Source organism: Streptomyces sp. x-80 (assembly GCF_046549095.1).
In the GTDB taxonomy this organism is placed as follows: Bacteria; Actinomycetota; Actinomycetes; order Streptomycetales; family Streptomycetaceae; genus Streptomyces; species Streptomyces celluloflavus.
In genome coordinates this window covers 386,847-407,517 of sequence record NZ_JAJPWM010000005.1, presented here as the reverse complement: position 1 = coordinate 407,517, position 20,671 = coordinate 386,847, and the positions used below count along the sequence as shown (strand labels likewise).

The 20,671-nt window shown below is 72.6% G+C and carries 16 protein-coding genes; 10 read left to right on the top strand and 6 right to left on the bottom strand.

The genetic code is table 11. The features are described from left to right. Positions 1-8 precede the first annotated feature (8 nt). Genes nuoL through nuoN form a run of 3 tightly spaced genes read left to right on the top strand, consistent with a single transcriptional unit; the run spans position 9 to position 5,203 of the window. Complete coding sequence (nuoL, locus tag ACLJWH_RS12550; RefSeq protein ID WP_411141702.1) at positions 9-1,892, top strand: NADH-quinone oxidoreductase subunit L; 1,884 nt, start codon at positions 9-11, stop codon at positions 1,890-1,892. A 3-nt stretch (positions 1,893-1,895) separates the two neighbouring features. Then, entirely contained in the window at positions 1,896-3,554 is a 1,659-nt protein-coding gene (locus tag ACLJWH_RS12545; protein ID WP_411141701.1) for an NADH-quinone oxidoreductase subunit M, read from the top strand. Beyond that, positions 3,551-5,203 carry an NADH-quinone oxidoreductase subunit NuoN gene (gene nuoN / locus ACLJWH_RS12540; RefSeq protein ID WP_411141700.1) on the top strand — a complete coding sequence of 551 codons (1,653 nt, stop codon included), beginning with the start codon at positions 3,551-3,553 and terminating at the stop codon, positions 5,201-5,203. The genes ACLJWH_RS12545 and nuoN overlap by 4 nt, the downstream gene beginning before the upstream one ends. Before the next feature lie 122 nt (positions 5,204-5,325). On the opposite strand, the gene ACLJWH_RS12535 is transcribed toward nuoN, so the two are convergent. From ACLJWH_RS12535 to fahA, 3 genes are all read right to left on the bottom strand, one after another. Continuing rightward, positions 5,326-5,817, bottom strand: coding sequence for a hypothetical protein (locus tag ACLJWH_RS12535; protein WP_411141699.1), 492 nt, complete (start codon positions 5,815-5,817; stop codon positions 5,326-5,328). A gap of 166 nt (positions 5,818-5,983) precedes the next feature. Beyond that, positions 5,984-6,634, bottom strand: coding sequence for a GOLPH3/VPS74 family protein (locus tag ACLJWH_RS12530; protein WP_411141698.1), 651 nt, complete (start codon positions 6,632-6,634; stop codon positions 5,984-5,986). After that, on the bottom strand, positions 6,631-7,896 hold the full coding sequence (gene fahA / locus ACLJWH_RS12525) for a fumarylacetoacetase (RefSeq protein ID WP_411141697.1): 1,266 nt from the start codon (positions 7,894-7,896) through the stop codon (positions 6,631-6,633). Before fahA ends, ACLJWH_RS12530 begins: the two co-directional genes overlap by 4 nt. A gap of 308 nt (positions 7,897-8,204) precedes the next feature. On the opposite strand from fahA, the gene ACLJWH_RS12520 reads away from it, so the two are divergent. Together ACLJWH_RS12520 and ACLJWH_RS12515 are read left to right on the top strand one after the other, a co-directional pair. Beyond that, positions 8,205-9,482, top strand: coding sequence for an ATP-grasp domain-containing protein (locus ACLJWH_RS12520; RefSeq protein WP_411141696.1), 1,278 nt, complete (start codon positions 8,205-8,207; stop codon positions 9,480-9,482). Positions 9,483-9,506: 24 nt separating this feature from the next. After that, positions 9,507-10,763 carry an FAD-dependent oxidoreductase gene (locus ACLJWH_RS12515; RefSeq protein WP_411141695.1) on the top strand — a complete coding sequence of 419 codons (1,257 nt, stop codon included), beginning with the start codon at positions 9,507-9,509 and terminating at the stop codon, positions 10,761-10,763. 36 nt (positions 10,764-10,799) lie between these two features. Here the strand turns inward: ACLJWH_RS12515 and ACLJWH_RS12510 are convergent, their stop codons facing one another. After that, a complete protein-coding gene (locus ACLJWH_RS12510) occupies positions 10,800-12,863 on the bottom strand; it encodes a CocE/NonD family hydrolase (protein ID WP_411141694.1) in 2,064 nt (687 codons plus the stop codon). A 52-nt stretch (positions 12,864-12,915) separates the two neighbouring features. Further along, entirely contained in the window at positions 12,916-14,388 is a 1,473-nt protein-coding gene (locus ACLJWH_RS12505; RefSeq protein ID WP_411141693.1) for a peptide MFS transporter, read from the bottom strand. Between the two features lie 238 nt (positions 14,389-14,626). On the opposite strand from ACLJWH_RS12505, the gene ACLJWH_RS12500 reads away from it, so the two are divergent. The 4 genes from ACLJWH_RS12500 (at position 14,627) to ACLJWH_RS12485 (ending at position 19,558) form a co-directional block, all read left to right on the top strand. Next, a complete protein-coding gene (locus ACLJWH_RS12500; protein ID WP_411141692.1) occupies positions 14,627-15,640 on the top strand; it encodes a polyprenyl synthetase family protein in 1,014 nt (337 codons plus the stop codon). 500 nt (positions 15,641-16,140) lie between these two features. After that, positions 16,141-17,409 (top strand): LolA family protein, encoded by a 1,269-nt coding sequence (locus ACLJWH_RS12495; RefSeq protein ID WP_411141691.1) that lies wholly within the window; start codon positions 16,141-16,143, stop codon positions 17,407-17,409. Positions 17,410-17,646: 237 nt separating this feature from the next. Further along, entirely contained in the window at positions 17,647-18,705 is a 1,059-nt protein-coding gene (locus ACLJWH_RS12490) for an ABC transporter ATP-binding protein (RefSeq protein WP_411141690.1), read from the top strand. Further along, positions 18,692-19,558, top strand: a complete 867-nt coding sequence (locus tag ACLJWH_RS12485) for an ABC transporter permease (protein WP_411141689.1) — start codon at positions 18,692-18,694, stop codon at positions 19,556-19,558. Before ACLJWH_RS12490 ends, ACLJWH_RS12485 begins: the two co-directional genes overlap by 14 nt. Before the next feature lie 29 nt (positions 19,559-19,587). On the opposite strand, the gene ACLJWH_RS12480 is transcribed toward ACLJWH_RS12485, so the two are convergent. Further along, the gene (locus tag ACLJWH_RS12480; RefSeq protein WP_052856212.1) at positions 19,588-19,830 is read right to left on the bottom strand and encodes a DUF6296 family protein; all 243 of its coding nucleotides are present in this window, start codon (positions 19,828-19,830) and stop codon (positions 19,588-19,590) included. A 348-nt stretch (positions 19,831-20,178) separates the two neighbouring features. On the opposite strand from ACLJWH_RS12480, the gene ACLJWH_RS12475 reads away from it, so the two are divergent. Then, a complete protein-coding gene (locus tag ACLJWH_RS12475; RefSeq protein ID WP_411141688.1) occupies positions 20,179-20,643 on the top strand; it encodes a hypothetical protein in 465 nt (154 codons plus the stop codon). The last annotated feature ends 28 nt before the right edge of the window (positions 20,644-20,671 follow it).

The following is a 20,671-nucleotide window of genomic DNA, read 5'->3' as shown; positions in this document are numbered from 1 at the left end:
CGCACAAAGTGGAGAACTTGATCGCGCTGCTCGTCGCGGCACCGCTGGTCGGTGCGGCCCTGCTGTTGTGCGGCGGCAAACGGCTGGACCGCGCCGGCCACTGGATCGGCACCCTGCTGGCGGTGGCGTCGTTCGCCGTCGCGGCGGTGCTCTTCGCCGACATGCTCGGCAAGGCTGCCGGGCACCGTGCCCTGCACCAGCACCTGTTCAGCTGGATCCCGGTCGGCGGCTTCCGGGCCGACGTCGCCTTCCAGCTGGACCAGCTGTCGATGACGTTCGTCCTGCTGATCACCGGTGTCGGATCGCTGATCCACATCTACTCGATCGGCTATATGGAGCACGACGAGCGGCGCCGCCGCTTCTTCGGCTACCTCAATCTCTTCCTCGCGGCGATGCTGCTGCTCGTCCTCGCCGACAACTACCTGCTGCTGTACGTCGGCTGGGAGGGCGTCGGCCTCGCCTCGTATCTGCTGATCGGTTTCTGGCAGCACAAGCCGAGCGCGGCCACCGCCGCCAAGAAGGCGTTCCTGGTCAACCGCGTCGGTGACATGGGGCTGTCCATCGCGATCATGGTGATGTTCACGACCTTCGGCACCTTCGCCTTCGGCCCGGTGCTCGCCGCGACCGGTCACACGGGCGAGGGCAGGCTCACGGCCATCGGGCTGATGCTGCTGCTGGCCGCCTGCGGCAAGTCGGCGCAGGTGCCCCTCCAGTCCTGGCTCGGCGACGCGATGGAGGGCCCGACCCCGGTCTCGGCCCTCATCCACGCCGCCACCATGGTCACCGCGGGCGTGTATCTGATCACCCGTTCCGGGGCGATCTTCAACGCCGCACCGACCGCGCAGCTGGCCGTCGTCGTGGTCGGCGCCGTCACGCTCCTCTTCGGTGCGATCGTCGGTTGTGCCAAGGACGACATCAAGAAGGCGCTGGCCGGTTCGACGATGTCGCAGATCGGCTACATGATCCTGGCGGCCGGCCTGGGCCCGATCGGCTACGCCTTCGCGATCATGCATCTGGTCACCCACGGCTTCTTCAAGGCGGGCCTCTTCCTCGGCGCCGGTTCCGTGATGCACGGGATGAACGACGAGGTGGACATGCGCCGTTACGGCGGTCTGCGCTCGTATATGCCGATCACCTTCGTCACCTTCGGGCTCGGCTATCTGGCGATCATCGGCTTCCCCGGGCTGTCCGGTTTCTTCTCCAAGGACAAGATCATCGAGGCGGCGTTCGCCAAGGGCGGCGCCGAGGGCTGGATCCTGGGCGGCGCGGCCCTGCTGGGCGCCGCGATCACCGCGTTCTACATGACGCGGGTGATGCTGATGACGTTCTTCGGCGAGAAGCGCTGGAATCCCGCCGAGGTGCATCCGCACGAGTCGCCCAAGTCCATGACGATCCCGATGATCGTGCTGGCCGTCGGATCGGTCTTCGCGGGCGGTCTGTTCAGCATCGACGATGCCTTCGTGACGTGGCTGGAGCCGGTCACCTCCTTCGCGCACGGCAACTCCCCGGTCAGCGCCACCGTCGTCACCGCCGCCACGATCGTGGTGCTGCTCGCCGGCGTCGGCGTCGCCTGGCTGATGTACGGCCGCAAAGCCGTCCCGGTGGCCGCCCCGCGCGGTTCGGTGCTCACCCGGGCCGCCCGCCGCGATCTGCTCCAGGACGACTTCAACCACATCGTCTTCGTGCGCGGCGGCGAGCAGCTCACCCACACGCTCGTCCGGCTCGACCACTCCCTGGTGGACGGCGCGGTCAACGGTACGGCGGCCTCGATGGGCGGGCTCTCCGGTCTGCTGCGCCGGTTGCAGACCGGATTCGTCCGCTCCTACGCAGTCCAGATGTTGGGCGGGGCGGCCGTGCTCGTCGCCGCGACCCTGCTGATGAGGAGTGTCTGAGCCATGTCGTTTCCCCTGCTGACGGTGACCGCCGCGGTGCCGGCGGTCGGCGCGATCGCCACCGCCGCGCTGCCTGCCGCCCGGCGTACCGCGGCCAAATGGCTCGCGCTGCTCTTCTCGCTGGCCACTCTCGCGCTGGCCCTGCTGATCGCGTTCCGCTTCCGGCCCGGCGCCACGGGCCCCTACCAGCTCACCGAATCGCACACCTGGATCCCGGACTTCGGGGTCCGCTACGAACTCGGCGTGGACGGTATCGCGGTCGCCCTGATCGCGCTGACCGCCCTGCTGATCCCGTTCGTCATCCTGGCGGGCTGGCATGACGCCGACGTCCTGGAGGACACCAGGCCCAACCGCCGCTGGCGGCCCACCCAGGGTTTCTTCGCGCTGATCCTGGCCGTCGAGGCGATGGTGGTGATCTCCTTCGAGGCCACCGACGTCTTCCTCTTCTACATCTTCTTCGAAGCCATGCTGATCCCGATGTACTTCCTCATCGGCGGCTTCGGGGACCGGGCCGGCGGACACAGCGAGGAACAGGCCGCCGCCCAGCGGTCGCGCGCCGCGGTGAAGTTCCTGCTCTACAACCTCGCGGGCGGCCTGATCATGCTGGCCGCGGTGATCGGCCTGTACGCCGTCACCGCCGACCAGCTCGGCACGGGCACCTTCTCGCTGCAACAGATCGTCGAGGCGCGGGCGGCCGGCAAGCTGGACATCGCCACCGGCACCGAGCGCCTGCTCTTCCTCGGCTTCTTCTTCGCCTTCGCGGTGAAGGCGCCGCTGTGGCCGCTGCACACCTGGCTGCCCGGCGCCATGGGCGAATCGACCGCCCCGGTCGCGGTACTGATCACCGCGGTCGTCGACAAGGTCGGCACGTTCGCGATGCTCCGCTTCTGCCTCCAGCTCTTCCCTCAGGCCAGCAGCTGGGCCACCCCGGTCATCCTGGTGCTCGCGCTGATCAGCGTGCTCTACGGTGCGCTGCTCGCGGTCGCCCAGCGGGACATCAAGCGGCTGATCGCCTACGCCTCGATCTCCCACTTCGGGTTCATCGTGCTGGGCATCTTCGCGATGACGTCCCAGGGCCAGAGCGGTGCGACGCTCTACATGGTCAACCACGGCATCTCCACCGCCGCGCTGATGCTGGTCGCCGGCTTCCTGATCAGCCGCCGGGGCTCGCGTCTGATCGCGGACTACGGCGGGGTCCAGAAGGTCGCGCCGGTCCTCGCCGGTACGTTCCTCGTCGGCGGTCTCGCGACGCTGTCGCTGCCCGGCCTGGCACCGTTCGTCAGCGAATTCCTGGTCCTGGTCGGCACGTTCAGCCGCTATCCGGCGATCGGTGTCATCGCCACCGTCGCCATCGTCCTCGCCGCGCTCTACGTCCTCGTCCTCTACCAGCGGACGATGACCGGACCGGTGCGGGCCGAGGTGCGCACCATGCCCGATCTGCGGGTGCGGGAGCTGGTGGTGGTCGCGCCGCTGATCGCGCTGCTGATCTTCCTCGGGGTGTACCCCAAACCGCTCACCGACCTCGTCAACCCGGCGGTCGGCCACACCCTGTCCGTCGTGGACAAGAAGGACCCCCAACCCGCTGTGCAGGTGGACGCCGTGCCCGGTGGCGACCGGCGCGGCCCCGCCGTGCGTGATCAAGACGTGGAGGCCGCGAAGTGAGTTCCGTGGCGAGTGTCCACAGCCTGTGGACAGTGGCGGCCGATATTCCGGGCAGAATCCCGGCCCCGCACATCGAGTACGCCCAGCTGGCACCGACCCTGATTGTCCTCGGTGCCGCGGTGGTCGGCGTCCTGATCGAGGCGTTCTTGCCGCGCCGCAGCCGCTACTACGCCCAGCTGCTGCTGTCCGTGGTGGCGCTGGCCGCCGCGTTCGCCGCGGTGATCGGCCTGGCGGCCGGCGGCTTCGGCTCGGCCAAGGCGCATATCGCGGCGATGGGCGCCATCGCCGTCGACGGCCCCGCCCTGTTCTTGCAGGGCACGATCCTGCTGGTGTCGCTGATCGCCGTCTTCACCTTCGCCGAGCGCCGCCTCGACCCGGCGGCGCACGGCAACCGCGTGGACTCCTTCGCCGCGCAGCCCGCCGCCGTCCCCGGCGGCAAGGCCGAACAGGCCGCGATCAAGGCCGGGTTCACCACCACCGAGGTCTTCCCGGTCGTGCTCTTCGCGATCGGCGGCATGCTGGTCTTCCCGGCCGCCAACGACCTGCTGACCCTCTTCATCGCGCTGGAGGTCTTCTCCCTCCCGCTGTACATCCTGTGCGCGCTGGCCCGCCGCCAGCGCCTGCTGTCACAGGAGGCCGCGGTGAAGTACTTCCTGCTCGGCGCGTTCTCCTCGGCCTTCCTCCTGTTCGGCGTGGCCCTCCTGTACGGCTACGCCGGCACGGTGACGTACTCCGGGATCGCCGAGGTCATCTCGGACGGCGCCAAGCAGATCGACCCGGCGCTGGCCGGCACCATGGGCAATGACGTCCTGCTGCTGATCGGTTCCGCGCTGGTCGTGATGGGCCTGCTGTTCAAGGTCGGCGCGGTCCCGTTCCACATGTGGACGCCGGACGTCTACCAGGGCGCCCCCACCCCCGTCACGGGCTTCATGGCGGCGGCCACCAAGGTCGCGGCGTTCGGCGCGCTGCTGCGCCTGCTGTACGTCGTGCTCCCGGGCATGCGCTGGGACTGGCGGCCGGTGATGTGGGGCGTCGCGATCCTCACGATGCTGGGCGGCGCGATCGTCGCCATCACCCAGACCGATATCAAGCGGATGCTGGCCTACTCCTCCATCGCGCACGCCGGGTTCATCCTCGCCGGTGTCATCGCCACCAGCGAGAACGGCATCTCCTCGGTGCTCTTCTACCTCGGCGCGTACTCCTTCGTGACGCTCGGCGCGTTCGCCGTCGTCACACTGGTACGCGATGCGGGCGGCGAGGCCACCCAGCTGTCCAAGTGGGCCGGGCTGGGCCGCCGTTCACCCCTGGTGGCCGCGGTGTTCGCGATCTTCCTGCTGGCGTTCGCGGGCATTCCGCTCACCTCCGGCTTCACCGGAAAGTTCGCCGTCTTCAAGGCGGCGGCGGAGAGCGGCGCCGGGTGGCTGGTCGTGGTCGGTGTGCTCTCGTCGGCGATCGCCGCGTTCTTCTACATCCGGGTGATCGTGCTGATGTTCTTCAACGAGCCGAAGGCGGACGGCCCGACCGTCGCGGTGCCCAGCCCGCTGACGACGACGGCCATCGCGTTCGGCGTCGTGGTCACCCTGGTGCTCGGCCTGGCGCCGCAGTACTTCCTCCACCTGGCCGGCCAGGCGAGCGTCTTCATCCGCTGAGCTGCTCCACGGAGGGAGTCCCGTCGCCGTACGAGGCGTGCCGACGGCCGCCGTTCCGGTCCCCGCAGGGGCTCGGGGCGGCGGCCGTCGGCGTGCGCGGCCGGTGCGGGACGGGCGGCGGGTCAGCTGCCGTCGGGCACGCCGCTGGGCAGCTTCGGCAGGTCCGGCATCCGCACACTGCCGTCGGTGGACTTGGTGTACTTCTCGGTGGAGCCGCTCTGCCAGCTGACGCTCAGGCTCTTGCCGTCGGCGGCGGGCCGGAGCGTGCCGCGGGTGCGGGTGGTGTCCCCGTCGGTGCATTTGAGGACGGCGGTGGTCACCCCGGCCGGCTCCTGGACCGTGCCGAGACAGGCCGTCCTGTGCGCGTCGCTCAGCGCGACGGTGCCGTGGGTGATGGCCAGGATCAGCTTGCCGTGGGCGGACTTCGCCTCCCAGGCGCCCTCGACCGCCGAGCCGTCCGCCGGTGTGCCGGTGCCCCGGTCCGGGGGCGCGCTCTCCGACTGTGGTCTGCCGTCCTTGCCGTCCTTGCCATCCCCGGTGTCGCCGCTGCCGCAGCCGCTGAGCAGTATCGCGGCGAGGGCGGCCGTCCCGGCGACCTGTGCTGCCTTGCGCACGTACGTCTCCTCCGTTGGGGGACAGGGAGACGTGAGGCTAGCAGCCGGGCGGGCGGGCCCCGGCGGCCGTACGGAGCGAGCCGGTGTGTGCGGAGAGCCGTAACAGAGCGTCGGGGAAAGGGAATTGGGGAGCGGGGGCTCCGGTGCGTCCCCTGCGCCGGGGCGCCTACGAGGCTGCCGTGTTCCTGTCCTGCTGGATGGCCTGGCGTACCGCGTGGGCCGTCCACTCCTCCTTGGCCAGGCGCCGGAGCTCGCGGCGCAGGGGGCGCAAGGCGCCACCGGGCAGGAGCCTGGCGTCCAGACCGGTCGCCGAGGCGAGGGCGCCCAGCAGCCGGCTGCGCGGGTCGGAAAAGTGGGCGTCGGCGGCGGCCTTGAAGCGGAACCGGGCCGGCCCGGTGAGGTCCACCGGGCCGGCCGGGAAACGGCGGTACGGGAAGAGGCCCAGGACACGGCCGGTCTGCCGGCGTACCGCGCCGCGCTCCTCCAGGCGGTCCAGGCAGAGTTCCTGGACGGTGCGGCCGGCGCCGTGTACCCAGCGCTGTGCCCGGATGCCCCGGCCGCCCTTGGCCGGGCCGGGCAGCGTGGCCAGAGCGCCGTCCAGCACCGGATCGTGCAGTGGCAGCGGATTGGCCACCGTGAACCGGCCGCCGCCCTCGGGGGTGATCCGCCCGGCCGCCGCCAGATCGGCCAGCGCCGCACCGGCCAGGCCGTACCGCAGCGAGGTGCGGCTGACGACCGGCCGGCCGCGGCCGGGATCGAGGGCGAGCAGCAGGAGTTCCTCGGGCAGGGTGAGCGAGGGCGGCGGCGCGGGGGTCACGCCGGGTCGCCGCCGAGGGCGGGTGCGGGCAGCACCCGGCCGGTGACCTCGCCCAGACCGATGCGGGCGCCGTCCGGCCCCGGCGCCCAGGCGGTCAGGGTGACCTCGTCGCCGTCCTGGAGGAAGGGGCCCTTGCCCCGGGTCAGTTCGAGCAGGCAGCCGAGCTGGTCCGGTTCGGGCCCGGAGACGGTGCCGGAGGCGAAGAGATCGCCGGTGCGCAGCGAGGCGCCGTTGACCGTCATATGGGCGAGCTGCTGGGCGGCCGTCCAGTACATCGAGGCGAACGGCGGCCGGGAGACCGTCTCGCCGTTGACGGTGACCTCGATGCGCAGGTCGATACCGCCCGGCTCGGCGGCCGCGTCGTCGAGGTAGGGCAGCAGCGGGAAGTCCCGGGCGGGCGGCTGCGTACGGGCCTCGTCGAAGGCGTCGAGCGGGGTGATCCAGGCGGAGACGGAGGTCGCGAACGACTTGCCGAGGAAGGGGCCGAGCGGTACGTACTCCCACGCCTGGATGTCGCGCGCGGACCAGTCGTTGAGCAGGCAGACGCCGAAGACATGGTCGCGGAAGGCGTTCAGGGCGACCGGTTCGTGGTGGTGGGAGGGCGCGCCGACGACGAAGCCGACCTCGGCCTCGATGTCCAGCCGGGTGGACGGGCCGAAGACCGGCGCGGCGTCGTCCCCGCCCTTGCGCTGGCCGTTGGGGCGCACCACCGGAGTGCCGGTGACGACGATGGTGCCCGCCCGGCCGTGGTAGCCGATCGGCAGATGCTTCCAGTTGGCGGGGAGGGCGCTGTCGTTGGGGCGGAAGATCCGGCCGACGTTGGTGGCGTGGTGCTCGCTGGCGTAGAAGTCGACGTAGTCGGCGACCTCGAAGGGGAGGTGCAGGGTGACGTCGGCCAGCGGGTGGCACAGCGGCGTCAGGGCGGCGCGGTGCGCGGGCTCGGTGACGGCGGCGCGGACGGCCGCCCGGACCTCCTGCCAGACCGTGCGGCCGGCGGCCAGCAGTGGGTTGAGCGTCGGCGCGGCGAGCAGATCGGCGTGCGGCGGCCGGACGGCGGCGGGCAGGGCGCTCAGATCGAGCACGTGGGTGCCGTAGCGGACGCCGATCCGGCGCCGGCCGGGCGCGTCCGGCGTGCTGAAGACGCCGTAGGGGAGGGTGTGCGGGCCGAAGGGATCGCCTTCCGCCAGGTCGAACGGGCCCTGCGCCGGGCTCTTTTCCGGGCTCTGCTCGGGGCTCGGTTCCGGGCTCTGCACGGGCGGCATGGACAGCTCCTCGCGTTCGTCGTCTCCGGTGGACGGCCGGTGGCCGGACGGGTGGGCCCGCGGCCGGCGGGCCGTGATCCGTGGACCGGTGGGTCCGGTGATCAGAGTACGGCGGGGCGCGGCGCGGCGGGATGGCCGACGGGAAGGTATCCGGGCGGGGGAGGGGCCCGGCCGCCGGTGGGAGCGGCGCCGGGTGCGGCGGCCCGGCCTCGCGGAATGTCCGGAAAAGCCTTGGCGCACCACGCGATCCGGGCCTAGCGTCCTTGGCGGGCGCGGCCGGGGCCGGGTGGCCGCTGTTGGGGGGACAGGTGGCGCGCAGGGGCGGACGGCCGGCGGTCGACCGGAGTGTGCCGGGGCTGATCGTGAAGATCGGCGACTACCCGCTGCACCACGGCGGGGTGGGCGCGATCCGCAGCCTGGGGCGGCTCGGTGTGCCCATGTACGCCATCACCGAGGACCGGTTCACGCCCGCCGCGGCCTCCCGCTACCTCCGGGGCCGCTTCGTCTGGCCGACCACCGGGCGCGAGGAGCCGGCCCACCTGGTGGACGGGCTGCTGCGGATCGGCCGGCGGATCGGCCGCCCGGCGGTGCTGATCCCGACCGACGAGGAGGCGGCGGTGCTGATCGCCGAGCATGCCGCGGCCCTCACGGGACCGTTCCTGCTGCCGCGGGTGGCGGCCGGGCTGCCCCGCCGGCTGGCCAGCAAGGAGGGGCTGCACGAGCTCTGCGCCGAACACGGTGTGCCCTCCCCGGCCGCCGTCTTCCCCCGCTCGTACGCGGACATCGAGGCGTACGCCGGGCGGGCGCGCTTTCCGGTGGTGGCCAAGAACCGCGAGGCGTTCCTGCGGCGCCGGTGGCCCGCGGTCGCCGGGACGACCCGGATCGGCGGACCGGCCCAGCTGCTGGACCTGGCGCGGGACTGGGGGCCGCGGCCCGGCGTGATCCTCCAGGAGTACCTGCCGCGGGAGGAGGCCGAGGACTGGATCGTGCACGCCTATTTCGACGCGGACAGCGCGGCGCTCGCCCTGTTCACCGGTGTCAAGGTGCGTTCCTGGCCGCCGCACGCCGGGATGACGGCCTGCGCGTACGTGGTGGACAATCCCGAACTCGCCGAGCTGAGCGCCCAGTTCGCCAAGCGGATCGGGTTCAGCGGGACGGCCGACCTGGACTGGCGGTTCGACCGCCGCGACGGCCGGTACAAACTGCTGGACTTCAATCCGCGGATGGGCGCGCAGTTCCGGCTCTTCGAGAGCGAGGCGGGGGTGGACGTCGTCCGCGCGCAGCATCTGGACCTGACCGGGCGCGCCGTCCCGGAGGGCGAACAGCGGGCCGGGCACCGCTTCGTCGTGGAGAACATCGATCTGCCCGCGCTGCTCGCCTACCGGCGCAGCGGGGGGACGACGCCGCACGCGCCGGCGCGCGCGGCGGGCACGGAACTGGCGTGGTTCGCGGGCGACGACCCGCTGCCGTTCTTCACGATGCTCGCGCGCTGCGTCGGGCCGGGCGTCCGGCATCTGGTGCAGCTGCGGCGGACCGGCCGCCGGGCGGGCCCGGACCGCGCGGGCGGCGGTGCGGCGCAGCGCTGAGCCATCACTTGGGGAGGGACCGGAGTGAGCACTCCGACAGCACCGGTAGCAGTCATCGGGGCGGGCCCGTACGGCCTGTCGACGGCCGCGCATCTGCGGGCGCGCGGCCTGCCGGTGCGGGTCTTCGGGCGGCCGATGGTGAGCTGGCGGGAGCAGATGCCCGCGGGCATGCTGCTCAAGTCGACGCCCGCCGCTTCCGGCATCGACACCCCGCAGGCCGGGCACACCCTCGGCGACTTCTGCGCGGCGACGGGGGAGGGGCGCTACGTGTCCGACTGGGACGTCATCCCCGTCGAGACGTTCGTCCGGTACGGGCGGTGGGTGCAGGAGCGGCTGGTTCCGGAGCTGGAACAGGTCAGGGTGGTGTCGGTGGACCGGCGGGCCGGGGCCTTCGAGCTGAAGCTGGACAGCGGTGAGCAGGCCGCCGCGCGGGCGGTGGTCGTCGCCACCGGTCTGAGCGGGCTCGCGCGGCTGCCGGCCGAACTGGCCGCCGCGGTCCCGGCCGGGCCGTCCGCCACGGGGCCCGTCTCGCACAGTGCGCAGCACCGCGACCTGTCGGCGCTGGCCGGCCGGGACGTGGTGGTGGTCGGCGCCGGGCAGTCGGCGCTGGAGAGCGCGGTGCTGCTGGCGGAGCAGGGCGCGGCGTCCGTACGGGTGGTGGCGCGCGGGCGGGCGGCGGTGGGCTTCGGGGCGCCGCCGGACCGGCAGCCGCGGCTGCGCCCGCGCACGCCGTTCGGCAACGCCTGGTCGCTGTACGCGCTGACGTATCACGCGGGGGGCTTCCGCCGGCTGCCGGCGCCGGCCCGGCGGTTCCTGGTGCGGCGGGTGCTGGGGCCGCTGGGCGCGTGGTGGCTGCGGGACCGGTTCGTGGGCCGGGTGCGGGTCACCCAGGGGCAGCGGATCGTCCGGGCCCGGATCGTCGACGGCCGCCCAGTGCTGACGCTGCGCGGCGCGGACGGGCGCCCCTCGGACCTGTCGGACCAGTCAGGACTGTCAGGACTGTCAGGACTGTCAGAAATCGCCGCCGACCATGTGCTGGCCGCGACCGGCTACCGGATGGACCTGTCGGCGCTGGACTTCCTGGGCCAGGGGCTGCGCACCGGGATCGCGGTGCGGGCCGGCGGCCCGCTGCTGGACGCCGGCTTCGGCTCCTCCGTACCGGGTCTGTACTTCACCGGGCTGCCGGCGGCCGCCTCGTTCGGCCCCGTGATGCGTTTCGTCTGCGGCACCGCGTTCGCGTCCCCCCGGCTGGCGGGGGCGGTGGCGCGGGCGTACGGGTGAGCGGCGGGGCCGGCCGGCTCGGCCCCGCCGCCGCCCTCAGCCGGCTGTCCGCGGGATCCGGCGGTGCCAGGTGCGCCGGAAGAACTCCTCGTCACCGTCGTGGCAGACGACCTCGTTCACGGTGTGGAAGTCGCCCTCGTCCGCGGTGATCTCGGAGCGGGTGGCGATGCGGACGTCCCAGCCGAGGGCCGGGCGGTGCAGCCGGACCGACCAGTCGGAGCGGGTGGTGGCACCGGTCGGGTCGTCGGTGCGGATGCGGTAGGTCTCCCGGGCGTCCTCGGTGAATTCGAGGCCGTCCGGGTAGATCCGGGTGCCGCCGTAGCGCGGGTCGACCTCCAGCGTCCACTCCCCGGTGGCGACATCGCGCACCACCCGCCGCTCCGGGCGCTGTCCGGGGTCCGCCGGGAAGACGACGCCCAGCGGCTCGGCCTGCTCGGGGGGCGCGAAGGTGACCGGCGGGCCGTCGGAGCCGGGCGCGCGGACCGGGAGTTCGAGGGTGGAGGCCGCCGGGTCGACCGTCCAGCCCGAGGCGTCCGGGTGCGGCCAGATCCACGGCCAGTACGCGGAGGACAGGGCGAGGCGGATGCGGTGGCCCGGCGGGAAGGCGTGCCCGATGCCGTTCAGTTCGAAGGTGACGTCCTCGGTGGCGCCCGGCGGCCATTCGACGGCGCGGTCCCGGCCGTGCCGGGCGAGGAGGTTGAGCACACCGCGGGTGACCAGGGTCGAGGAGCCGTCGGGGGCGACATCGCAGAGCCGGGCGATGACCTGGCCGCGCGGCGCCTGCGAGGTCAGCCGCAGCCGGACCCGGGCCCGGCCGAGGATCTCCGTCCGCTCGGTCAGCTCCGGCAGGTCGAAACAGACCGAACGGCCGTCCTCCTCGCGCTGGTCGGGCGGCAGATCGGCGTCGTTGCCGAACGGGAAGAACCGGCCCGCGTCCACCCCGGTGTGCTGCGGTGAGCACACCGGCCGCGGCCGGTCGCCCGGCAGCGGGTACGTGGTCGGGGACACCCGCGGCGAGGGCCAGGCGGCGTCGCCCACCCAGCGGCCCGGCAGCTCCGCGTAGACGGTGGCCGGGGGATGCGATTCGCTGATCCAGGCGCGCAGCAGCGGCTCGTCCATGACGTCGCGGGCACCGGCGTCGCGGGCGCCCCCGGCGCCGGGACCGCCCCCGTCCGCCGGGCGCGCGGCGGCGGGTTTGAGCCACCGGTCCCACCAGCGCAGCGTCTCCTGGAGGAAACCGATCGCGGGGCCCGGCGGCAGTCCGCGGTCGGGGTACTGGTGCGACCAGGGGCCGATGATCCCGCGTACCGGCGCGGTGCCGTGCCGGGGGAGCTGCTCGATCAGCCGCAGCACGGTGTCGCGGTACGGATCGTGCCAGCCGCCCACGGCCAGGACGGCGGCCTTGACCGTGGAGTAGTCCTCGCAGACGCTGCCGTGCCGCCAGTAGGCGTCGCGGGACTGGTGGGCGAGCCAGGTGTGGATGAGGGGTTCGACGGCCTCCAGGCGGTCCCGCCACTGCTCCCGCCAGCCGTCGCCGACCTGTGCCGGGTCCGGCGGCCGGGAGGCGAACGCGAGCATCGTCGCGGCCCAGGCGTGCATATCGACGGCGAGCACCGAACCGCCCATGTAGTGCACGTCGTTGTCGTAGCGGTCGTCGGTGGAGCAGACCGTGACGACCGCCTTCAGCGGTTCGGGTGCGAGGGCGGCGAGCTGGAGGCTGTTGAAACCGCCCCAGGAGATGCCGAACATGCCGACGTCGCCGGAGCACCACGGCCGGGAGGCGAGCCAGTCGATGACGGCGAGGCCGTCGGCCAGCTCGGTCTCGGAGTACTCGTCGGTGGGCCGTCCCTCGGAGTTGCCGTGGCCGCGCACATCGACGCGTACGGAGGCGTAGCCGTGCCCGGCGTACCAGGGGTGGCGCTGGGCGTCCCGGGGCGCCGTCCAGTCACCGAGGCGGTAGGGCAGGTACTCCAGGAGGGCGGGCACCGGCTCGGTGCCGTAGGGGCGCCAGATCCGCGCGTACAGCTGCGTACCGTCCGGCAGGGGGATGCGGACGTCCTCGCGGAAGGTCTGGTGGGGGAAGTCGGTCCGGATGTGCATGAGGCGGGTCCCAGGGACGGCGGCGGGCGGCGGGTGCGGCGGTGCGGACGGGTCAGCGGACGGGGTGCATGGTGCGGCGCAGCCACGGCCCGGCGGCGATCACCGCCAGGCCCACGACCACGGCGAACGCGCCGTTGAGGCCGAAGTAGAGGTCGTTGGGCAGTACGCCGAAGAGCTTGACGGCCTGCGCCTGGATGCCGTTGGCGAGGGCGAGGGAGAGGAACCACAGCGCCATGGTCTGGCTGGCGAAGGCGGCCGGTGCGAGCTTGGTCGTCGCGGACATGCCGGTGGTCTCCAGCAGGATGTCGCCGAGCCCGAGCAGGACGTACGAACCGATCAGCCACCAGGCGGCCATCGTCCAGTCGCCGGAGCGCCCGGTGGTGGCCGGGACCATCACCAGGAAGGACAGGCCGCCGAGGAGCACGCCGTAGGCGATCTTGCGGGAGGCGTGCGGCTGACGCCGGCCCAGTTTGACCCAGACGGCGGCGACGACCGGCGCGAGCAGCACCTCGGCGACGCCGAGCACGGAGTTGTACCAGGTCGAGGGGAAGTCCCAGCCGAGGACGGCGGTGCGGGCGTGGTCCGCGGCCAGCAGCGTCATCGTCGAATACGACTGGAAGAGGATGAAGTTGAAGACGACCGAGGCGGCGAAGAGCACGATGTACGGGCGCAGCCGGCCGCGCTCCGCGGCGGTGACCTGCGGGCTCTTGAACATCATGGCGAAGTAGCCGACCGGCGCGAGCACCGAGAGGACGGTGAGCGCGTCGACGGTACGGGGCAGGGTGAGCAGACCGGTCAGCGCGAGGGCGGTGGCGAGGGCCGCGACCAGCAGCGTGCCGCAGACGATCAGCCACACCGCGCGCCGCATGGTGCTGGGCAGCAGCGCGAATTCGGCGCCGTCCCGGCGGCCGGCCAGCCGGCGCCTGCCCAGGACGTACTGGACCAGGCCGAGCGTCATACCGACCGCGGCGGCCGAGAAGCCCAGGTGCCAGCCCTGTTTCTGGCCCAGCCAGCCGGTGATCAGCGGGCCGAGGAAGGCGCCGATGTTGATGCCCATGTAGTAGAGCGCGAAGCCGGCGTCGCGGCGCTCGTCATCGGTCGCGTAGAGCTTGCCGACCATCGTCGACACGTTCGGTTTGAGCAGCCCCGTACCGGCGATGATCAGGCCGAGGCCGACCCAGGTCATGGCGGCGGCGGGCACCGCCATCGCATAGTGGCCGAGCGCGATGAGGGCGCCGCCCCACAGCACCGCGCGGTAGCTGCCGAGTATGCGGTCGGCGAGCCAGCCGCCGGCGACGGAGACGAGGTAGACGAGGGTGCCGTAGGCGGCGGTCACCGAGGCGGCGGTGTTCTGGGCCATCCCCAGGCCGCCGCTCGCGACCTGGTCGGAGAAGTAGAGGACCAGAATGGCCTGCATGCCGAGGAACGAGAACCGCTCCCACATCTCCAGACCGAAGAGGGTGAGCAGCCCGCGGGGGTGGCCGAAGAAGGCGTGGCCCGCACGGGGGGTCGGGACTTCGGTCACAGGTGTTGCTCCAGGTGCTCTTGGGGATGGGCTTGCTTCTGCTCTCCCGTCTTCCGCAGCGCAAACCACCACCAAGAGGTGATGCAGAACATACCGGCCGAACGGTCGGCGTACCGACGGGGTGGCTCGGGGGACAGGCGCTCACGGTGATCCAAGTGCGACCGGATACCCTGACCAATGGTGGAGACAGCGACAGATCGACATTCCGTTTGATCGTCAGCAGACAGGAGTACCCCTCGTGACCGTCGTCGGGCCCTTCGGGCTGAGCGTGCGGGACCAGGCTCTTGAGGCCGATGTCCAGGCCGGGTTGGCGGCTGTGGAGGAGGGCCTGCTGGAGGCCACCAAAAGCGACGTGCCGTTCATCACCGAATCCGCGCAGCATCTCGTGCGCGCGGGCGGTAAGCGGTTCCGTCCGCTGCTGGTGATGCTGGCCGCTCAATTCGGTGATCCGCACAGCCCCGGGGTGGTGCCCTCGGGTGTCGTCGTGGAGCTGACGCATCTGGCGACGCTCTACCACGACGACGTCATGGACGAGGCCGATGTGCGCCGCGGTGTGCCCAGTGCCAACGTCCGCTGGAACAACTCCGTCGCCGTCCTGACCGGCGATTTCCTCTTCGCCCGCGCCTCGCACACGCTCGCCGACCTCGGGCCGGAGGCGGTCCGGATCCAGGCGGAGGCGTTCGAGCGCCTGGTGACCGGCCAGATCCTGGAGACCGCGGGACCGGACGACGGCCGCGACCCCATCGACCACTATCTGGACGTCCTCGCGGGCAAGACCGGCTCTCTGGTCGCCGTCGCGTGCCGGCTGGGCGCGATGATGTCGGGCGCCGGGGAGGCGACCGTCAACATCCTCACCCAGTACGGCGAACGGCTGGGCACGGCGTTCCAGCTGGCCGACGACGTCCTGGACATCGCCAGCGACTCGCACGAATCCGGCAAGACGCCGGGCACGGACCTCAAGGAGGGCGTCGCGACGCTGCCGGTGCTGCATCTGCGCGCGCACGCCGAGAGCGAGGCCGGTACGGCCGAGGACCGCGCGCTGTGCGAGCTGCTGGCCGGCGACCTCACCGACGACGCCCGGCACGCCGAGGCGCTGGCCCTGCTGCGCGCCCACCCGGCGCTCGAACAGGCCCGCCGGGACACCGTGCGCTACGCCGAGGAGGCCCGCGCCACGCTGGCGCCGCTGCCGTCCTGCCTCGCCAAGTCGGCCCTGGAGAGCCTCTGCGACGCGGTGGTCCACCGGGCGGGGTGACGCGGGCCCGCCGGGCGGTACGGGCGGGTCTGCCGGGGCCGCTGGGCGGTACGGGCGGGTCTGCCGGGGCCTCTTCGGGGGACGGCCTGGCGGCAGGGGCCTGGTCGGTGTCTCTTCGGGTGCCGGTGGCCCGGCCGGTGCGTCTCTTCGGGCTGACGGTCCGGCACTTCGACGGCCTGACACTTCGGCAGCCTGACATTTCTGCGGTCCGGGACACCGGCGGCCCGACACTTCGGCGAGCCGGTATTTCTTCGTCCCTTAGGGGGCGCGGCGCGGGTGTTTCTCAGGGGAGCGGTCAACCTCCCGCCGTACGGACTCCACCGTGCGGTGACCCGAACTCATCCCTCAGCAGTAGAACGAGTTGCTCCCCCGGGTTGACGCCGGACGTCCGCCGATTTGGTGGGATGGAAACCACCACAGCACGGCGGTCGGGTGACAATGAGCCCGCAGGGTGGACGAGTGCGAAGCAGAACCGCCGATTCACGACGGAGGTAGGGCACATGTCACGGAACGAACCGGCAGAGGTCATCGGCGACGGGGGCGGGGGGCGCTCCTCGAAGCGCCGTAAAGCGGTGCGGTACGCCGTACCGGTCGCGGTGGCGGGGGTTGCGGCGGCGACGATCGGGCTGGTCCCGGCGTTCGCCGGCTCCGGTTCCCCCGATCTGCCGAAGATCTCCGCGGAGGAGCTGATAGCCAAGATCGCCAAGTCGGACACCCAGCAGCTGTCCGGCACGGTACGGATCAGTACGGACCTGGGCCTGCCGTCGCTGCCGGGCGGTATCGGCGCGGGCGGGTTCGGCGGCGAGCAGGGCAAGGGCGGCGGTGAGAAGGGCAAGGACGGCGCGTCCGCGTCCCCGCAGAGCAAGCTGATGGAGCTGGCGTCCGGTGCGCACACGCTGCGCGTCGCCGTCGACGGCCCCGACAAGCAGCGGCTGTCGATCGTCGACAAGGCCGCCGAGTACAGCGTCGTCCACAACGGCGACGAGGTCTGGGCGTACGACAGCGGCAGCAACACCGCCCTGCACAGCAAGGCGCCCCAGGGCGAGCGGGCCCACCAGGGCGGCGCGCCGCAGGGCCTGCCCAAGGGCCTGGCGCAGGCCACCCCGCAGGATCTCGCCAAGGAGGCCCTGAAGGCGGCGGGCGACACCACGTCGGTCACCGTCGACGGCACCGCGAAGATCGCCGGCCGGGATGCCTACCAGCTGGTCATCAAGCCGAAGCAGACCGCCTCGACGGTCGGCTCGATCCGGATCTCGGTGGACGCCGCCAACGGCGTCCCGCTGAAGTTCACCCTCACGCCCAAGAGCGGCGGCGCGGCCGCGATCGACGCGGGCTTCACCACCGTCGACTTCGCCAAGCCCGACGCGCACACGTTCGCCTTCACGCCGCCCAAGGGCGCGCAGGTCGTCGACGGCGACAAGGAGCGGGCCAAGGCGCCCAAGGAGGTCAAGCCGGGCCAGGACCTGAAGGACTTCAAGGGCCTGGGCGGTCTGACCGTCAGCGGCAAGGGCTGGACGTCCATCGCCACGATCAAGGGTTCCGGTTCCGGTCTGCCCTCCGCCGGTGACAAGGGCGCCGATGCCAAGGGCGCGGCCGGCGACGCCGGCAAGTTCCTGGACAGCCTCGGCGACAAGGTGACCGGCTCCTTCGGCTCCGGCCGCGTCTTCAGCACCCGCCTGGTCAATGCTCTGATGACGGATGGCGGCACGGTCTACGTCGGCGCCGTCGACAAGCAGGCACTGGTCGACGCGGCCAACGCCGCGAAGTAACGAGGCCGCGGAGAAAGCGGCCGAGGCCGCCGCCCCGGTCGGCCCCGGGGCGGCGGCGCCGGACCGCGGTGCCGCGTGACGTCACGCAGATCCGACGGCACACCGCGTACGCGACGTCGTACCGGCGTGCGCCGTCGCTCCGACACGCGACGTCCCCACCGGCACCGGACGCCGCACCGACACGCGGCGTGCAGGGACACACGGCGTCGCACCGACGCACGACGTTTGGGGGAGCCGATGCCACAGCCGTCCGCCGCGCACCCCGGGGCGCCCATGGCCGCCGGGGACGCGGCGATCGAGATCCGCGGGCTGACCAAGGCGTACCGCGGCGGTCAGCTCGCCGTCGACGGCCTGGACCTCGTCGTACCGCGCGGCAGCGTCTTCGGCTTCCTGGGCCCCAACGGCTCCGGCAAGACGACCACCATCCGCATGCTGATGGGCCTGATCGAACCGTCCGCGGGCAGTGCGCGGGTGCTCGGTCTGCCGATGCCCGGCGCGGGCCGCCGGGTGCTGCCCCGGGTCGGCGCCCTGATCGAGGGCCCGGCCCTCTACGGCTACCTCACCGGCCGCGGCAATCTGCTGCGCCTGGACGCCGCCGACCCGACCGCCGATCCCCGCACCCGGGCCGAGCGGGTCGGCCGCGCGCTGGAGCGGGTGGGCCTGGCCGCCGTGGCCGGCAAGAAGGCGCGCGCCTACTCCCTCGGTATGAAGCAGCGCCTGGGACTGGCCGCGGCCCTGCTCCAGCCCCGTGAGCTGCTGGTCCTGGACGAGCCGACCAACGGCCTCGATCCGCAGGGCATGCGGGAGATCCGCACCCTGGTCCGGGAGCTGGCGGCGGACGGCACCACCGTCTTCCTCTCCTCCCACCTCCTCGACGAGATCGAGCAGGTCTGTACGCACGCCGCGGTGATGGCCCGCGGCCGTCTGATCACCCAGGGCACGGTCGCCGCTCTCTCCGCCGCCGTGCTCGGTTCGTCCGGCCGCGGCAGGCTGACGGTGACGACCCCCGACCCGGCGGACGCGGTCCGGGTGCTGAAGGAGCACGGTGTGACCGACCTCCAGAGCGTCGGCGACCTGGTGACCGGCGACCTGCCGCCCGCCGGCGGACCACCGGACAGAGCGGGCACACCGGGTGCACCGGGCCCGTCGGACGGGCCCGGCGGGCCGGACCTGGCGGAGCTGAACGCCGCGCTCGTCCACGCCGGCGTCCGGGTCCGCGCCTTCGGCACCCAGCGCGCCTCACTGGAGGACGCCTTCGTACGACTGACCGGGGAGGGCTTCGATGTCGCGGGCTGACACGGCGCCGCGCCGGCCCCGGCCCCTGTGGTCACTGGGCCTGCTGCGCAACGAGATCGGTACGACGTTCCGCCGCTGGCGCACCCTCGCGCTGCTGGCGGTGCTCGCGGGCGTACCGGTCCTGGTCGGCGTCGCCGTGAGGATCGAGACCGGCGGCGCCGGTCCGGCGGACGGCGGGGGCGGCCCGGCGTTCATCTCCCAGGTCACCAACAACGGCCTCTTCCTGGTCTTCACCTCCCTCGCCGTGACGCTGCCGTTCTTCCTGCCGATGTCCATCGGCGTGCTCGCGGGCGACGCCATCGCCGGTGAGGCCCATGCCGGGACGCTCCGCTACCTCCTCGTCGCCCCCGCGGGACGCACCCGTCTGCTGCTGGTCAAATACGCCACGACGATGCTGTTCTGCCTGGTCGGCACCGTGGTCGTGGCCCTGTCGGCGCTGGCGGTCGGCGCCCTGCTCTTCCCGCTGGGCGAGGTCACGCTGCTCTCCGGTACGACCGTGTCCTTCGGCGAGGGGCTGCTGCGCGCGCTCGCCATCGCGGGTGTGGTGGCGCTCTCGCTCACCGGGGTGGCCGCCCTCGGCCTGTTCGTCTCGACGCTCACCACCAGCGGCATCGCGGCGATGGCGACCACGGTCGGCCTGCTGATCACCGTGCAGATCCTGGACACCATCCCGCAGCTGCACACCATCCAGCCGTATCTCTTCCCGCACTACTGGCTCTCCTTCGCGGACCTGCTCCGCGACCCCGTCTACTGGGACCAGCTACAGAAGAACCTCGGTCTTCAGGCCCTGTACACCGTCGTCTTCGGCTCGGCGGCCTGGGCCCGCTTCACCACCCGCGACATCACGGCATAAGCGCGGCGGGACGGGCGGCCGGGCGGGGCTCAGCGCGCGCCCGGCCCGCTGAGCGGCCTGGCCATCGTCGGTGCGAGGAGCACCTGATGGCCGCCGCTGGCCAGCATGCGCACCTCCGCCCGGTCGCTGATCTCCGCGCGGACGATCCCCGACTCGTCCTCGTAGATCGGATAGCCGCCCGCGCCGGCCCGGTCGGTACGCCGCACGATCACCACATCGTCCTCCACGGCGGCTGCCTGAAACACCAGCTCATAGCTTTCCGGGTAATCCATCAGGGGCCTCCTGACATGGCTCGGCAGGGGCCTGGGCCTGCGGCGCCGCTCCGCTCCGGACCGGGAGCGCGCCGTGCCGGTCCGCGCCGCCCTCCGGCGCCGCGCGCCGCTGGTACGCCGCCCGCATCTGCTCCTTCCATCGTCGCCCAGGCCCGGCCGGCGCGCCTGTCGTCGGCGGGCCCGGCCGGCGCCGCCGTTAGCCGGTCGTTAGCGAGGCGACAGCGGTGCGCAGGAGGCTGGGGCGGTGTCACCGAGGACCTGGTCACCGGGTCCGGCCACTCGGTCCGAACGTGCTGACCACGTGTTCTGGCCGCCCGCTCGCACCACACGTTCCAGGGAGAACGCCCCATGTCCCGCACCACCGCGCTGTTCCACCGTCGCCAGGCCCGCCGCGTCGTCGCTGCCTCCGTCGTCGCCGTCGCGGCTCTCGGTCTCACCGCGACCGCCGGCAACGCCGCGCCCGTCACCGGTCACACCCCGGCCGCCGCCACGGCCCACCAGGCCCCCGCAGCGCAGCAGGGCGTCAGCGGCACCTGGCTGGGCACCCTGGAGTACCTGTCGCCGGAGAAGCTGATCGTCGCCCCGAAGAGCGGCCTGCCCCAGGCGTTCTACGTCGGCCCGCGGACCAAGGTTCTCGGCGCGGCCGGGATCTGTGCCGCCAACGGCAACATCACCGTGGACGACCAGGGCTACGGCACCTCGCCGTGCACCCACGCGCAGCTGGAGAAGGCCGCCAGGATGAACGCCATAGAGGTCCGCGTCACCGTCAAAGACAGCATCGCCACCGCCATCGTCGAGCACTACCACTCCTGACGTCCCCGGGGCCGCCACGCACCGGCCC

What these genes read in the sequence shown, in the direction of transcription:
- ACLJWH_RS12495 (WP_411141691.1), top strand. Translation starts at nt 16,141, where the DNA reads ATGTCACGGAACGAACCGGCAGAGGTCATCGGCGACGGGGGCGGGGGG.
- ACLJWH_RS12475 (WP_411141688.1), top strand. Translation starts at nt 20,179, where the DNA reads ATGTCCCGCACCACCGCGCTGTTCCACCGTCGCCAGGCCCGCCGCGTC.
- ACLJWH_RS12510 (WP_411141694.1), bottom strand. Translation starts at nt 12,863, where the DNA reads ATGCACATCCGGACCGACTTCCCCCACCAGACCTTCCGCGAGGACGTC.
- ACLJWH_RS12480 (WP_052856212.1), bottom strand. Translation starts at nt 19,830, where the DNA reads ATGGATTACCCGGAAAGCTATGAGCTGGTGTTTCAGGCAGCCGCCGTG.
- ACLJWH_RS12545 (WP_411141701.1), top strand. Translation starts at nt 1,896, where the DNA reads ATGTCGTTTCCCCTGCTGACGGTGACCGCCGCGGTGCCGGCGGTCGGC.
- ACLJWH_RS12490 (WP_411141690.1), top strand. Translation starts at nt 17,647, where the DNA reads ATGCCACAGCCGTCCGCCGCGCACCCCGGGGCGCCCATGGCCGCCGGG.
- ACLJWH_RS12485 (WP_411141689.1), top strand. Translation starts at nt 18,692, where the DNA reads ATGTCGCGGGCTGACACGGCGCCGCGCCGGCCCCGGCCCCTGTGGTCA.
- fahA (WP_411141697.1), bottom strand. Translation starts at nt 7,896, where the DNA reads ATGCCGCCCGTGCAGAGCCCGGAACCGAGCCCCGAGCAGAGCCCGGAA.